Source organism: Prosthecobacter sp., assembly GCF_044232965.1.
Lineage (GTDB): Bacteria > Verrucomicrobiota > Verrucomicrobiia > Verrucomicrobiales > Verrucomicrobiaceae > Prosthecobacter.
Genome location: NZ_JBIIKX010000008.1, coordinates 115,352 through 129,018, shown reverse-complemented (window position 1 = coordinate 129,018; position 13,667 = coordinate 115,352). Strand labels below are relative to the sequence as shown.

Genomic DNA, 13,667 nt, shown 5'->3' with positions numbered 1-13,667 from the left:
CTCCGGCTACTGGCTCAAAGACGCCGCCGCCCGTGGCATCCAGCACATCTGCTGGGACGGCTGCATGTTCCCCAACGCCGTGCTCGAAACGCCGGACACCTGGAACAAAATCCTCGCCGCGATGATCAAAGTCCGCGACGCCCACGGCTGGTAAGCCAAAGTGGTCCGCACACTCCGTGTGCGGCATCCGACACCCCTCAAAACGCCGCAGAGCCTCGCGACTCTGCGGCGTTTCCTTGTTCAGACTCTTCCCGCATGCATCGCCTCCTTGTCATGCTCCTCATGCTCGCCTCCTGTGCGCACATGCCCGTTCCCGCTACGCTGCCGCTTGAAATCACCGCCTTCTTGCCTGCGACCTGCAAGCAGGTGCTTTACGTCACCGCGCCGGATGATCAGAGCACCTCGGCACAGCTCAGGATGCTGCAACGCACTGCCGCAGACACTTGGGCTCTCGTTGGCGAAACCATTCCCGTCCGCATCGGCCGCCACGGCCTGGCCTGGGGCGCTGGCGAGCCTGCGTTGCCCGCTCCATCCGGCGTTCGCATCAAAAAAGAAGGCGATGGTTGCGCCCCCATCGGCATCTTCCGCATCACCCAAGCCTTCGGCTCTGAAGCGTCCCCCAACGGGATCAAACTGCCCTACCTTCGCTGCACCGCGCACCATTTCGGCATCGACGATGTGCGCTCACGCTACTACAACCAGATCGTCGATGACCGCGAAGTCACCTGTGACTGGACCAGTCCGGAGACGATGATTCCGAGCAGCGGCTGCTACAAGCTGGGGGCCGTCATCGCCCACAATCCGCGCAACCAACCCGGCCTCGGCTCCTGCATCTTCATGCACCTCTGGCAGGGCGAAAACGTCCCCACCTCCGGCTGCACGGCGATGAGCGAGCCGCATCTGCGCCAAGTTATCACCTGGCTCGATCCGGCCGCCGATCCACGGCTCGTGCAGCTTGTTGATCCGCGTTGAGAACACTCAGCGCCAGGACGCGGACCACTGCTTCGCGAAGTACGTCAGAATCATGTCCGCACCTGCACGGCGGATGCCAATGAGCGATTCGTGAACGATCTTCGCCTCATCGAGCCAGCCAGCCGCAGAAGCCGATTTGATCATCAAATACTCCCCGCTGACCTGGTATGCGGCGATGGGCAGGGTCGTGGCCGCGCGGATTTTCGCGATGATGTCGAGATAAGGCCCTGCAGGTTTCACCATGAGGATGTCCGCGCCTTCGGCTTCATCCAGAGCCGCCTCACGTAGCGCCTCACGCGCGTTCGCCGGGTCCATCTGATACGTCTTCTTGTCTCCGGCCTTCGGGGCGGAGTCCAAGGCTCCGCGAAACGGCCCGTAGTAGGCACTGGCATACTTGGCCGTGTAACTCATGATCGAAACGGCCTGAAAACCCGCCGCATCGAGCGCTTCACGCAGCGCGGCCACGCGACCGTCCATCATGTCGCTTGGCGAAACCATGTCCGCCCCCGCACGCGCATGGCAGAGCGCCTGCTGGCATAGCACGGCGACGGTTTCGTCATTCAAGATGCGTCCGTCATCGGCCACGAGGCCGTCGTGGCCGTCGCTGTTGTAAGGATCAAGCGCCACATCGGTGATGATCGTCAGGGTCGGATGCGCCGACTTCAATGCACGGATGGCACGCGGCACGAGGCCGTCATCGGCAAAACAGGCGGCGGCGTCACGCGTTTTCAGCTCATCCGGGATGCGCGGAAACAGCACCACCGCTGGAACGCCCAGCGCATGCGCCTCACCCGCCTCTTTCACAAGTCCGTCCAGGCTCCAGCGCGTGCAGCCGGGCATGGAGGCGATTGGGGTGTTCTCGCCGCCCTCTTGAAGAAAGAGCGGGTAGATCAGATGGCCGGGATTCAGGTCCGTCTCCCGCACAAGATCGCGCATGGCGGAAGACTGACGATTGCGGCGAGGACGGATGGGGAGGTTCATGGGGCAAATGACGAATTCAGAATGACGAATGACGAATGATCAGAGAGGCGCGAACAGCGAACAGCACAGTTTCATTCGTCAATCGGGCTGAGTCATTCGTCATTTGCGCCAAAGGCGCTCAAGGCAGTTCCTTGAGCTGAATATACCGGTATTCCATCACGCCACGGTCGCCTTCGAGGCCGATGGGGCCGGTGGCGGGCAGCACGAGAGCGGCTTCGAGGACTTCACCATTGCAAGTGCAGTGCGCCACACCATCCTTCACTTCGACGATCATCTGGTTCCATTCCTGCGGCTTATACTGCTTCAGGTCCTTGTAGGGACCGGCCACGAGGTAGTCGCGGCATTGAAGCTGCGGTTTGCGGATGAAGACGCCGCTATCGGCATTCACGCTGGCGCGGAATTCGAGCTTGAGCACAAAATTCTTCGGAAACTCGGCCACCGTGTAAATCTGCCCGGTGAGCTTGTCCGCCTCGGTGGGAAAGGTGACCGCGATGGCACCGTCCTTCACGATGTAGCGGCCAGCATCTGCTGCTTCGGTCTTGCCATCGTGTTTCGCAAGGATCGCGCCGGGATTGGGATCGTCCTTCTTCGTCTTCTCGCGGAAGCACCAGCCAGTGAGGTCTTTGCCGTTGAAGAGCGAGGTGAAGCCTGCCTCAGGCTGCCAGTCTTCGGCGTGAAGCGAGGAAATCGTGAGGGCGAAGAGAAGTGCGATGTGTTTCATGGTTAGGTTGGAGTGTTACTTGGCGACGACGGTGAATCCTTCTTTGCTGTCTTTGATCAGCCAGCCAGCGGCTTCGAGCTGCTTTCTCAAAGTGTCCGCCGTGGCCCAATCTTTCGCCTGTTTGGCGTCCCAGCGCTGCTGTGCGAGGGCTTGGATGTCTGCCGGAACATCAGCCGCGACTTCTTCGAGCACGGGAGGCAGGACGATGCCGAGCGCCTGGAGCATGAAATGCAGGCCGTTGCGCGTGGCTGCGGCTTCCTCGGCAGAGAGCGCGGCAGGTTTGAGCTTGTTCAGCGTACCGAAGATGGAGCCGAGGGCACCGGGGACGTTGAGGTCTTTGAGCAGAGTGTCCCAGGCGTCTTGGAAGAGACTTGGAGACTTGGGGACTTGGAGACTTGGAGATGAAGCCGCAAGTGCCTTGTCCACCTTTGCAAGTTTTTGCAAGGCCTGACGCGCGGAGTCGAGGCTGTGCATGGTGAAGTTCAGCGGGGCGCTGTAATGGCCGGAGATGAGGACGTAGCGCACTTCAGCGGCGGAGTAGCCGCGCTTGGCCAGGTCTTCGAGCGTGTAGAGGTTGCCGATGCTTTTGCTCATCTTGCCGCCGTCAACCATGAGGTGCGCGACGTGCATCCAGTGATGCGCAAACTTCCCGTGCGTGCTGCAGCAGCTCTGCGCGATCTCGTTTTCGTGATGCGGGAAGATCAGATCCACGCCGCCGCTGTGCAGATCGAAGTCCTCGCCGAGGTATTCGAGAATCATCGCGCTGCATTCGAGATGCCAGCCAGGACGGCCCTCACCCCAGGGGCTGGGCCAGAAATTTTCGCCGTCCTCGGGCTTGCGAGCCTTCCAGAGGGCGAAGTCGGTGAGCGAGTCCTTTGTGTACTCGTCACTATCCGTCGCGCTGGCCGCTTCGCTGGCACCGAGGCGCAGTTCGCGGTCTTCGAGGTGGCTGAGCTTGCCGTAATCCTTGAAGGAAGAGACGCGGAAATACACGCTGCCATCCGCCGCCGCGTAGGCGTGGCCTCCGGCGACGAGTTTCTCGATCATCGCGATCTGGTGCGGGATGTGCGCCACCGCGCTGGGTTCGATGTGCGGGCGCAGCAGGTTCAGGGCATCGCAATCCGTGTGAAACTTCGCCGTCCAGCCCTGGGTGAAGTCGATGAGGCTCTGTCCGGCCTTTTGGGAGTCGCGGATCGTTTTGTCGTCCACATCGGTGATGTTGCGGACGTGCAGCGTCGGCGTGCCGGAGGCCTCCACGACGCGGCGCATCACATCCTGGGCCACGAAGGTGCGGAAATTGCCGATGTGCGCCGGGCCATAGACCGTGGGGCCGCAGCAGTAAAAACGCAGCGTTTGGCCGTCGAGCGGCGTCACTTCGCGGTCGGTGCGGGTCAGCGTGTCGTGGAGGGTCAGGTGGGCGGGCATGCGGGCGGGGAAATTGAATGACGAATGATGAATGTCGAATGCGGAATGAGGCATTGCTTGCTCTTTGCCCGAATGAGCCTACTCTAAGTCCTTCTCCAAAACGGGGGCGTACTGGTTTCGACGGGTACTCTGAGTTCGGAGCTGCATGCCGAGGATGATTCGTTGGCCTCGTTAAACACCGGATCAAAAACATAAATGTGAACTCTAACGAGCTCGCTCTCGCGGCTTAAGCCCCGCGACATCGCACAGGCAACGTCTGGTAGCCTGTCCGATGACACCACCAGGCTGGGCTGATGGCCGGGCGACCGGGTCACAGTCGAGATCAAACAGGACGCTGGGTGAAGAGTAGGCCGTCTTAAGCCGCCTCCCACCGAGACCAAACATGAGACTGAGCATGGAGACGCTACGGGCAACGGTTATTCGGACAGGGGTTCAACTCCCCTCGCCTCCACTTTCTTGATCTACAAGGAAGTGCTTATGACTTCACCGCAGAACGCCGCAGAGCACCGGAACGCCAGGCGGGCGTGTGAAAAAAGGAGTCACTTGAGGATGCGTCCACAGATGACACCGATTTCACCGATTGAAGCCCATCTGCGCCATCTGCGAAATCTGTGGATCAAAATTCAAGTTATTCGGGAGATGCTGATTGAATCGACGCAGACCGTGACCGCCCCTGCCCCGTTCTTTTGAGGCGGGCTTTCAGCGCATGCGGAAGACCATGACGCGGCGATCGAGACGGCGCTCGCTGTCCGCTGCATTGGCTGGGTGGGCGGCTTCCGTTTCACCGTAGCCGACGGGCATGAGGCGCTCAGGACTCACGCCGTGGCGGACGAGCTCACGCGAGATGCGCTCGGCCCGTTCCTGGGAGAGGAGGAGGTTCTGGCCGTAGTCGCCCTCGGCTGAGGCATGGCCTTCGATGACGAAGGTTTCTTTGAGAAGCGCGGGGGCATTGAGGGCTTCAGCGACGTCGATGACCAGGTCGTAGGAATAGGCGTCGGCGAAGTCAGCGGAGCCCTGCCGGAAGAGGATGTCATCCCGGCTGATGGCGGAGGCGGGATCGACACCGTAGGAGACGGCGTAAGCGTTGTTGGCGGTATAGGAGGGAGGAACCTCGTTGTAATATTGTCCTTGCGGTGCGCCTTGCGGCCGGGCGGTGTAGGCACTTTGGGACAAGGGCATGACTTGGACGCGGTTCAGGCGCTGGGAGGCGACGATGACCGGGGGAATTTCCTGCATGGAGGAGTAGCGCACCACCCGGCGGTTCCCTTCATAAAACTGGGTGTGCCGCTGGCCCTGGCTGAGTTCATAGCTTCGCTGGGGCTGGATGGTATCAAAGCTTCGCTGGCGTTGGTTGGCATCAAAGCTTCTTGGATCGCGGGAAATGCTGCCGGGAGGCGCGGCCTGCGGGGCGAGGCCTTGGAATCGCTGCACCATGCTGCCGACGTTGCGCTGGCGGTCCTGCTGAGTTCGTCCGACTTCCTCGACCGGGGGACGGTAGCCTGGCCTGGAGCGGTCTCCGGGACCGGGGCGCTCTCCTGCACGGGGCTGGTTCGAGCGATCGTGGGGGGCGGCTCCGACGCCGAGGATGGTCATGAGGAGGCGCTTGGCATCGTCCTTGTTTTCGATTTTCTCCGCCTGTTGAGCATCGGCTTTGCGATCGCGCTTGCCCTGGTCTTCAAGCACTTGGGCCGTTTCTACAGATGGGGGTTTCTGGGCGACAGGCCGCTCCGGGCGGACGGGAGGTTCCCCGACTTTCGGGTCAGCGGTCACAACGGGCGGAGGCGTCACAGCGGGCGTGGGCGTTGCCGGGGGCTGCGCGGGCATGGAGGGAGTGGAAACGGGCCGGGGTTCCGGCACGCCGGGGCTTTTTTCCAGGCCGGGGGCGGGGATGACTGGTGGCGCAGGAGGCGGGGCGTTGACATCGCCTTTCGTGGGGCGTTGAGAAGGGCGCTTCATCTTTTCAGCAGGCACGGGAGGCAGGGTGCCGGGGGCGGGTGGGGTTTGTGGGACTGGCAGAGGGGTCAGTGGGTCCGTCGGCGCGGGCCTTTTGCGGTCGCTCTTGTCCTGATCCTTGCCTTCGTCTTCCGGCTTGCGCTTCCCTTTGCCTCGTTCGTTGCGCGGGTCTGGCTTCGGCAACGGAACGGGAACGGCTTCCCCAGGCTTTGCCGTGTCGGCTGGAACGGGCATGGGGGTCACCCCAGGAACCAGGACGGGCGGCACGCCTGGAACTAGGACGGGGGGTATCCCAGGGCCCAAAACCGGTGGCACCGCAGGAACCGGGACGGTCGGCGCACCTGGAACTACGACAGGGGGTATTGCAGGAACCAAGACGGGTGGCACCGCAGGAACCGGGACGAGATCGCCTGGGAGCACGGGCTTTTCTGCGCCAGGAGCCGGGGCGGGAGCGGGCTTCTCCGTTGTTTGCGAAATCGCGAGGGCCGGGATGGCGAGCGTGATGAAGAGAAGGCGCGTGGATTTTTTCATGAGGTAAGGCGGGTGGGAACGGAGCAGGCTAGGCGCGGCTGCGTCGGCGTTCCATGGGGCCTTACCCCACCTTGGCGGAGGGCATTATTCTGCCCCCCTCCCCTAAACCTCAAATTTGCGTTTTTTGGCAGCCATTCGCGTTGGAAAAACCACTCATGCTTCCGTTCTCAACGCGAATGATCACGAATGAATCCCCCTGCTAAAGCAGAGTGAGCTAGGGCAGCCTTGGCAGAGTCAGAGCCCGACCTCACGCCTTGGCCAGTTTCTCGGCCTTGAGAGCCGCCTTTTCAGCGGCGAGCTGGGCGGCGGCGGCGGCGAGACGGGCTTTTTGCTTGGCCTCGTATTCGGCGATGGCCTGGGCACGGGCGGCGGCACGGCGGGCCTTGCCTTCCTCGTCGGCAGCACTGGCTTTTTGACGTTCGGCTTCCTGCTGGGCCTTAATGGCGGCGGCTTCGGCGGCACGCTTGTCTTTTTCGGCCTGCGCCTGGGCTTTGAGGGCGGCTTTTTCTGCCTCAGCCTGTTCCTTCGCGAGACGTGCGGCCTCTTTCTCGGCCAGAGCCTGGGCCTTGGCGGCAGCCTTCTCCGCATCGGCCTGTTCTTTGGCCAGACGGGCAGCTTCCTTTTCAGCGAGTTCCTGGGCCTTAAGAGCGGCCTTCTCGGCATCGGCCTGCTCCTTCGCGAGACGCGCAGCCTCCTTGGCTTCCGCAGCGGCGACCATGGCTGCCATGCGTTCCGCGAGAGCCTTCTCCTTGGCAGCGGCCTTATCGGCAGCCTCCTGTTCCTTGGCAAGTCGTGCAGCTTCCTTGGCAGCTTCGCGCTCAGCCAGTTCTTGAGCCTTGGCAGCGGCTTTCTCGGCAGCGGCTTGTTCTTTGGCGAGACGCTCGGCTTCCTTGGCCTCCGCGGCGACGATCTTCGCAGCCTCGCGTTCGGCCTGTTCCTGCGCTTTGGCAGCGGCTTTCTCGGCGGCGGCTTGTTCTTTGGCAAGGCGTTCAGCTTCCTTGGCCTCTGCCGCAGCAACCTTCGCGGCCTCCTTTTCCGCCAGCGCCTGGGCTTTGGCCTCGGCGGCGGCGAGCACGGCGGCCAGACGTTCGGCGATAGCGCGTTCTTTGGCGGCGATCTTCTCGGCTTCCGCCTGTTCCTTGGCCAGACGTGCGGCTTCCTTCTCGGCGATGGCCCGGGCCTTCGCGGCTTCTTTTTCGGCGAGTTCCCTGGCCTTGATGGCGGCGGCGGCGGCCTTCATGGCCTCAAGTTCGAGCAATGCCTGCGCCTTGGCGGCCGCAGCGGCCTCTTCCTTGGCAATACGAGCCGCTTCCTTGGCCTCGATGGCCGCAAGGCGTGCTGCTTCTTTTTCCGCCAATGCTTGTGCCTTCGCGGCTTCCCTGGCCGCGAAATCGGCGGCGGCCTTCGCCTCCATGGCGGCGGTGAGCAGCGTGACGTGATCCATCAACCGCTGGCTGAGTTCAGCGGTGGCGGCGCTCAGCGCGGGCGCAGCTTCATCGAGCACGCGCGGCTCGATTTCGAGCGTTTGCAGTTTCTGGGCGGTGTCGGCAAGAAGGGCGAGGAATTTGGGATCGAGCTTGGTGGTCATTTCGATGGTCGGAAAATGGGCGGGGATGAATGGTCAGAGATGGGCTGGTGTAAAGCGGGGAGGTCAAGAGTCGTCAAGGAATCGTCAAGTGGTGATCAAGAGGGTCAAGGCGCGACACTTGACCATGCTTGACGACGCTTGACCACGCCTTGACGCACCAGCCTCAATCCACAAACAGCATCTCATTCCCCGCCAGCAAGGCCTGCGCGTATTGCGACCACACGGCGGCGTCTGTTTCGCGTCCGCTGACAAACATACGCGCCACCTCGGCTTCACGCGGACTCGGCTGGCGGCCAAACAAACGCGCATAGACCTCGTCGCTGCTGCGATTCATAGCCCAGCGGCCCAAGATGGCCCCCTGCTCCAGCATGAAGGGCGAATTCAATGCAAAGAGGCCCTGCAAAGGCGTGATCGTCTCCGTGCGCCACGGATTGTGTGCGCCGGGATCGGGCACGTCGTGGATGCGCAGCATGGGGTCCATGTCTTGACGATCTGAGGCACCGTAAAGTGAGCGGCGGAGGTTCTTCGCGTCGCTGATCGACGCGGCGGGACCACCCATCTTGAGATCGAGCTGCCCCGTGGCGCTGAGAATGGCATCGCGCCACGCCTCCCAGTCAAGGCGACGACGCAGCATGCGACCGTAAAGCTTGTTTTCGGGATCGAGCTTCTCGGATTCGGCGGCCACGCTGCTCTGCTGCCACGTCGCGGAGTTCAGGATCTCACGATGCAGCCATTTCAACGACCAGCCGTGCTCCATGAAGCGACCGGCGAGATCATCGAGCAGCTCAGGATGTGTCGGTGCTTCGCCGAGATTGCCGAACTCGCTCGGCGTATCGACCAGACCGCGACCGAAGTGATGCTTCCACACGCGATTCACCATCACACGAGCGGTGAGCGGAGCGGCGTCCTCCACGATGGCCTGCGCCAGTTCGAGGCGTCCGCTGCCGGTGTTGAACTTGCGTGGCAGGCCGGTCTTCGAAGGGAAGGCGGACAAGAAACGACGCGGCACGCTCTCGCCGAGGTCATTGGGATTGCCGCGCTTCATGAGTTCGAGATCACGCGCCATGCCCATCTTGTAGTCGAGCTTCGTGCCGTGCTCTTTCTCCTTGTTCACGACAAACAGCGCCGCTTCCTCGACGGCGTTCGCCATCTGCATGTTGTAATGCGGCGTGCCGGTCTTGATCGCGTCGATCTTCGCCTGCATCGCCACCGTTTGTTCCTTCAAATCCTTTGGCTTCTTCTTCGCCAGCTCCTTGATCTGCTTTTCGAGCGAAGCCACCGCCGCCCGCGCCTTCTCCACCGGCTTCCAGAACTCGTCACTCATCGTCGGCAGCTCGGAGAGCTTCACGGAGGCGAAGACCCCGGCCAGCGCGTAATAATCCTGCGCCGTGATCGGGTCCGACTTGTGATCGTGACAACGCGCACAGGCCAGCGTGAGGCCGAGGAAGGTGCGGCCAATCGCATCGACATGCTCCTCCCATTCGTCGGCCACGGTCGTCTTGATGATCTCCGGCGGCAGTTGCAGCTCTTTGAAATACGTCGGACTCAGGCCGATGAAGCCCAGCGCCACGCGATCCTGCGGCCCACACTCAGGCAGGAAGTCCGTGGCAAGCTGCCGCACCACGAAGCGGTCATACGGCATGTCCTCGTTCAACGCCTGCACCACCCAGTCGCGGTAAAGGTAGGAGTACTTCGTCGAGTCCAGCCAGTCCGGCGTCTGATCCACATAACGCGCCAGATCCAGCCAGTGTCGTGCCCAGCGCTCGCCGTATTGGGGATTCGCCAGCATGCCGCGCACTTCGTCCGACCAGTTTGACTGGCCCGGCACGTCCGACGGCGGCAGCCCCGTGAGATCAAAGGCCAGACGACGCTGCAAAACGCGGTCTTCCGCCCTCGGAGCCGGCTTCAGGCCAACGGCCTCCATCTTCGCGAGGATGAAGTAGTCAATCCGCGTCTTCGGCCAGGCCGCGTCATTCACCTTCGGCGGAGCCACGCGCTTGAGCGGCGCAAACGACCACGGCAGCGGCTTCGGGCCTTCATCTTTCTTGGCGAAGATAAAACCTGCCGATGCCAGAAGCACCAGCGCGGCCATCCATCCAGTTCTCAGAGCAGGAAAAATCACCCTCAAACTACACCGCTCAGTCGGCAGAGCTTTCATCCGCTGTTGAGACGCTTCGCCTCCCTTCGGGCTACCAGCGGCAGAACACTGGTTTACACCGCCGAGTTCGGGTGAACGCAGCCAAATCACGGAGAATGCTCTGATTGGCTTTCCAAATGAATGATCGAGAAGCATCAAGCCCAGTGGAAGGCTTCCAAACCAACGCGAATGAAAAATAATGACACGCGAATGGCCGCAAATCCGGCTTCTCCACCGCATTCGTGGTCATTCGCGGCCCATTCGGCTTGGATTCGCGTTATCCACCCTAATCAGTTGCTCATTTCATGCGTAAGCCCTGGGGAGAATGCGGAGAAAATCCTTCTGAATTGTATCCTCTGCGTTCTCCGAATCTCGGGTTCATCCGGCAAGTTGGTGCGGTGAAGCGTGAAAGCAGCGGCCTGAAGGGCCGCAGGATTCCAGCCCAGGGCGAAAGCCCTGGGAAAACGTCAAGCCAGCCAGCTCAAGGTCATGGCGCTCTGAAAGAGCGCAGGAGAGCTGCCGCAGCCGTTCCTGTGCTCTTTCAGAGCGCGACCTGCGGTCCATGAGGTCCATGGCTCCGCCGACCCAGGGCGGCACTCGCCAAGGCTCTTTGGCCCTGGGCTGGATTCCTTCGCGCCGTTGGCGCGGTCTGTCGCGTTTGCTTGAGTTATTGCAACCGCACGAACTTCCCGGATGATCCGAAACTCTGCGGTGCAGCATTCATCAGCGCCGCCCTTGTGAATTTTTTCACAAATCCCGGTTGCCGCGCTTATTCACACTGGAATACTGCGCCCCATGGCCTCCCCCGTCCAGTATCTCCCCGGCAAAGAACCGCATCCCCGCGAGCACCGTCTGATCTTCAAAAACGTCGATCGCGTCGGCTGGAACACCAGCATCGACTGCTACATGGCCGACGGCGGTTACGAGATGCTCAAAAAGGCCTTCAAGATGGAGCGCAGCGCCATCACCAACGAGGTCAAAGCCAGCGGCCTGCGTGGCCGTGGCGGCGCGGGTTTCCCGACCGGCGTGAAGTGGGGCTTCATCCCACCGACGAACACCAAGCCGGTCTATCTCATCTGCAACGCCGACGAATCCGAGCCCGGCACCTTCAAGGACCGCTACATCCTGCACCAAGACCCGCATCAGCTCATTGAGGGCATGACCATCGCCTGCTTCGCGGTGAATGCGAAGCTCGGGTACATCTACATCCGCGAGGAATTCCCTCAGGCCGCCATCATCGTCGAAAAAGCCATCGCGGAAGCCCATGCGAAGGGTTTCCTCGGCAAAAACATCCAGGGCAGCGGCTTTGACTGCGAGATCTACGTCCATCGCGGCGCGGGTGCTTACATTTGCGGTGAGGAGACCGGCCTCATCGAGTCTCTCGAAGGCAAGCGCCCCTACCCGCGCATCAAGCCGCCGTATTTCCCCGCCGCGCTCGGCCTCTACATGAGCCCGACCATCGTGAACAACGTCGAGAGCCTCTGCCATGTGAAGCACATCCTCGAAATGGGCGGCGCGGAGTACGCCAAGCTCGGCACGCCGAACAACACCGGCACCCGCATCCTCTGCGTCAGCGGTGATGTGCAGAAGCCCGGCTACTACGAAGTCGAAGTCGGCAAGGTCACCATGGGCGAGGTCATCGACACGCTCTGCGGCGGCCTCAAACCCGGTCGCAAACTCAAGGCCATCATCCCTGGCGGCAGTTCCTCCAAAGTGCTGCGTGCCGATGAGAAGTACAAGCTCAAGGACGGCCGCGAGATCGGCATCATGGACATCCCCATGGACTTCGACACCATGGCCCAGTGCGGCACCATGGCCGGCTCCGGCGGCGTCATCATCATGGACGACAGCCGCAGCATGACCTGGGTCATCAACAACTTGAACAACTTCTACGCCCACGAATCCTGCGGCCAGTGCACGCCCTGCCGCGAAGGCAGCCTGTGGATGAAGAAGATCAGCGACCGTATCGTCGCCGGTAACGCCAGCCCCGACGACGTGGACACCCTGGAGACCGTCGCCAATCAGATCGAAGGCAAAACCATCTGCGCCTTCGGCGAAGCCGCCTCCTGGCCCACCCAGAGCTTCATCAAGAAATTCCGCGACGAACTCAAAGCCGACTGCAAAGCCGACCTCGCCGACAAGATCGTCAACGAAGAATCGCTCGTGGCTGCAGCGGGCTTGGAGGTGTGAGGTGGGTGAGTGCTGACGAGTCGTATAGAGACAGGCGAATCGAAATCCAAAAGATGTCAGATGTGAATCTGCTGAGACACAAACCCACACTTTCTCTCAGCGAACTGTTGGAGTAATTGGAATGAAACGGAAGATCTTACGTCGTTCACTAGTTTTGCTCCCACTTGCTGTGTTAGCATGGGATAATTTTGGCGGAATAGAGATAGACAAGTCATGGTCCCAGCCCGACGGCGTTAAATACCCCTTCGGCGAGCGAATAACGGTTAGCGTTCATGGTCGCCAAAGCCCGATTCGCATATTCGATTTGGACAACGAGTTTACTTTGCGGGTCACTGTTGGTGGGTATGTCTATATGCGGCAAATTGATTTGATAGGCGGGCAAGACCACTACCGGTCATACTTGGACAGTTGTTTAGTTCAATGGACGGAAGATGCCGTCAGTTTCATTGAAACGGACGGAGCAGAGATTCGTTTGCCAATAGCAATGTTGAAAAGGAACCTGTGAACGATTACAACAATCCGCCGGAGCCTCTCCGACCGGTGCGCGTCACTCCACCTTCCGAATCACCCGCACCGCGTAGATCTTCTCGGTCAGCGCTGACAGCGGCACCGGCTCCTTGTCATCCCGCAGCGGATCACGTGCCAGATACTCTTCGTCGTCCTTCCCCACAATGACGCACCAGTGCTGGATGCCACCGAGGAGGAAATACTTCACCACGGGATAGGCTCCAGATTCTACAGCCTCGTCCATCACCGCATGGCTCGGCTTTTGATGGTAATCCGCCGTGAGCTTGCCCTCGGTTACCTTTGGCATCGCATTCCACACCACCCAGCCTTGCGGCAGAAAGCCATCGACCTTCTTCAAGCGCTCGTTCAGCTCCTTCGGCGTCAGTTTCACACCCAGATTCGAGGTGGCCATCGCCACACTCGTCACGAGGCAGCCGTGGCTGCCCAGGGTGCAGTCGGAGGGACCGAGCTGATCGGACGCCCAGCGCTTGTCTTTTTGCAGCAGCGTCTTGCCGCTGTCAGGCAGATGAAGGTGCAGCGACTTCCCTCCAACAGAGGCAATCGAGGGCGACAACCGCGCCCAGCAGGTCCGCAACACGACACAACTGGTCGCTGTGATCACCAGAACGAGAACACCGATGACCGACCAGCGACGCATGGCA

The 13,667-nt window shown here is 61.3% G+C and carries 10 protein-coding genes, 1 other RNA gene and 1 pseudogene; 5 read left to right on the top strand and 7 right to left on the bottom strand.

The window, feature by feature from the left end:
• Together ACILSI_RS05790 and ACILSI_RS05785 are read left to right on the top strand one after the other, a co-directional pair.
• Positions 1 to 154 (top strand): annotated as a pseudogene (locus ACILSI_RS05790) (sugar phosphate isomerase/epimerase); the annotation flags it as partial.
• Between the two features lie 101 nt (positions 155 to 255).
• Positions 256 to 972, top strand: a complete 717-nt coding sequence (locus ACILSI_RS05785) for a L,D-transpeptidase (RefSeq protein WP_395720903.1) — start codon at positions 256 to 258, stop codon at positions 970 to 972.
• A gap of 6 nt (positions 973 to 978) precedes the next feature.
• Here ACILSI_RS05785 and hemB read toward each other — a convergent pair whose 3' ends face one another.
• From hemB to cysS, 3 genes are all read right to left on the bottom strand, one after another.
• Complete coding sequence (hemB, locus tag ACILSI_RS05780) at positions 979 to 1,953, bottom strand: porphobilinogen synthase (RefSeq protein WP_395720902.1); 975 nt, start codon at positions 1,951 to 1,953, stop codon at positions 979 to 981.
• A 118-nt stretch (positions 1,954 to 2,071) separates the two neighbouring features.
• Positions 2,072 to 2,674: a DUF1080 domain-containing protein gene (locus ACILSI_RS05775; protein ID WP_395720901.1), complete on the bottom strand. Its 603-nt coding sequence runs from the start codon at positions 2,672 to 2,674 to the stop codon at positions 2,072 to 2,074.
• 15 nt (positions 2,675 to 2,689) lie between these two features.
• On the bottom strand, positions 2,690 to 4,099 hold the full coding sequence (cysS, locus tag ACILSI_RS05770; RefSeq protein ID WP_395720900.1) for a cysteine--tRNA ligase: 1,410 nt from the start codon (positions 4,097 to 4,099) through the stop codon (positions 2,690 to 2,692).
• 102 nt (positions 4,100 to 4,201) lie between these two features.
• On the opposite strand from cysS, the gene ssrA reads away from it, so the two are divergent.
• Positions 4,202 to 4,553: a transfer-messenger RNA gene (gene ssrA / locus ACILSI_RS05765) on the top strand.
• 245 nt (positions 4,554 to 4,798) lie between these two features.
• Here ssrA and ACILSI_RS05760 read toward each other — a convergent pair.
• From ACILSI_RS05760 to ACILSI_RS05750, 3 genes are all read right to left on the bottom strand, one after another.
• Positions 4,799 to 6,286, bottom strand: a complete 1,488-nt coding sequence (locus ACILSI_RS05760) for an OmpA family protein (RefSeq protein WP_395720899.1) — start codon at positions 6,284 to 6,286, stop codon at positions 4,799 to 4,801.
• Positions 6,287 to 6,830: 544 nt separating this feature from the next.
• A complete protein-coding gene (locus tag ACILSI_RS05755; RefSeq protein WP_395720898.1) occupies positions 6,831 to 8,171 on the bottom strand; it encodes a hypothetical protein in 1,341 nt (446 codons plus the stop codon).
• Positions 8,172 to 8,334: 163 nt separating this feature from the next.
• Positions 8,335 to 10,293, bottom strand: a complete 1,959-nt coding sequence (locus ACILSI_RS05750; RefSeq protein ID WP_395720897.1) for a DUF1549 and DUF1553 domain-containing protein — start codon at positions 10,291 to 10,293, stop codon at positions 8,335 to 8,337.
• A gap of 810 nt (positions 10,294 to 11,103) precedes the next feature.
• On the opposite strand from ACILSI_RS05750, the gene nuoF reads away from it, so the two are divergent.
• Positions 11,104 to 12,498 carry an NADH-quinone oxidoreductase subunit NuoF gene (nuoF, locus tag ACILSI_RS05745; protein WP_395720896.1) on the top strand — a complete coding sequence of 465 codons (1,395 nt, stop codon included), beginning with the start codon at positions 11,104 to 11,106 and terminating at the stop codon, positions 12,496 to 12,498.
• Between the two features lie 121 nt (positions 12,499 to 12,619).
• Entirely contained in the window at positions 12,620 to 13,003 is a 384-nt protein-coding gene (locus tag ACILSI_RS05740) for a hypothetical protein (RefSeq protein WP_395720895.1), read from the top strand.
• Between the two features lie 42 nt (positions 13,004 to 13,045).
• Here ACILSI_RS05740 and ACILSI_RS05735 read toward each other — a convergent pair whose 3' ends face one another.
• Positions 13,046 to 13,663, bottom strand: coding sequence for a hypothetical protein (locus tag ACILSI_RS05735; protein ID WP_395720894.1), 618 nt, complete (start codon positions 13,661 to 13,663; stop codon positions 13,046 to 13,048).
• Between the last annotated feature and the right edge of the window lie 4 nt (positions 13,664 to 13,667).

Excerpts from the sequence above, each read along its gene's own strand:
- ACILSI_RS05775 (WP_395720901.1), bottom strand. The coding sequence starts at position 2,674 with ATGAAACACATCGCACTTCTCTTCGCCCTCACGATTTCCTCGCTTCAC.
- ACILSI_RS05785 (WP_395720903.1), top strand. The coding sequence starts at position 256 with ATGCATCGCCTCCTTGTCATGCTCCTCATGCTCGCCTCCTGTGCGCAC.
- cysS (WP_395720900.1), bottom strand. The coding sequence starts at position 4,099 with ATGCCCGCCCACCTGACCCTCCACGACACGCTGACCCGCACCGACCGC.
- ACILSI_RS05760 (WP_395720899.1), bottom strand. The coding sequence starts at position 6,286 with ATGCCCGTTCCAGCCGACACGGCAAAGCCTGGGGAAGCCGTTCCCGTT.
- ACILSI_RS05735 (WP_395720894.1), bottom strand. The coding sequence starts at position 13,663 with ATGCGTCGCTGGTCGGTCATCGGTGTTCTCGTTCTGGTGATCACAGCG.
- ACILSI_RS05755 (WP_395720898.1), bottom strand. The coding sequence starts at position 8,171 with ATGACCACCAAGCTCGATCCCAAATTCCTCGCCCTTCTTGCCGACACC.
- ACILSI_RS05740 (WP_395720895.1), top strand. The coding sequence starts at position 12,620 with ATGAAACGGAAGATCTTACGTCGTTCACTAGTTTTGCTCCCACTTGCT.
- nuoF (WP_395720896.1), top strand. The coding sequence starts at position 11,104 with ATGGCCTCCCCCGTCCAGTATCTCCCCGGCAAAGAACCGCATCCCCGC.
- hemB (WP_395720902.1), bottom strand. The coding sequence starts at position 1,953 with ATGAACCTCCCCATCCGTCCTCGCCGCAATCGTCAGTCTTCCGCCATG.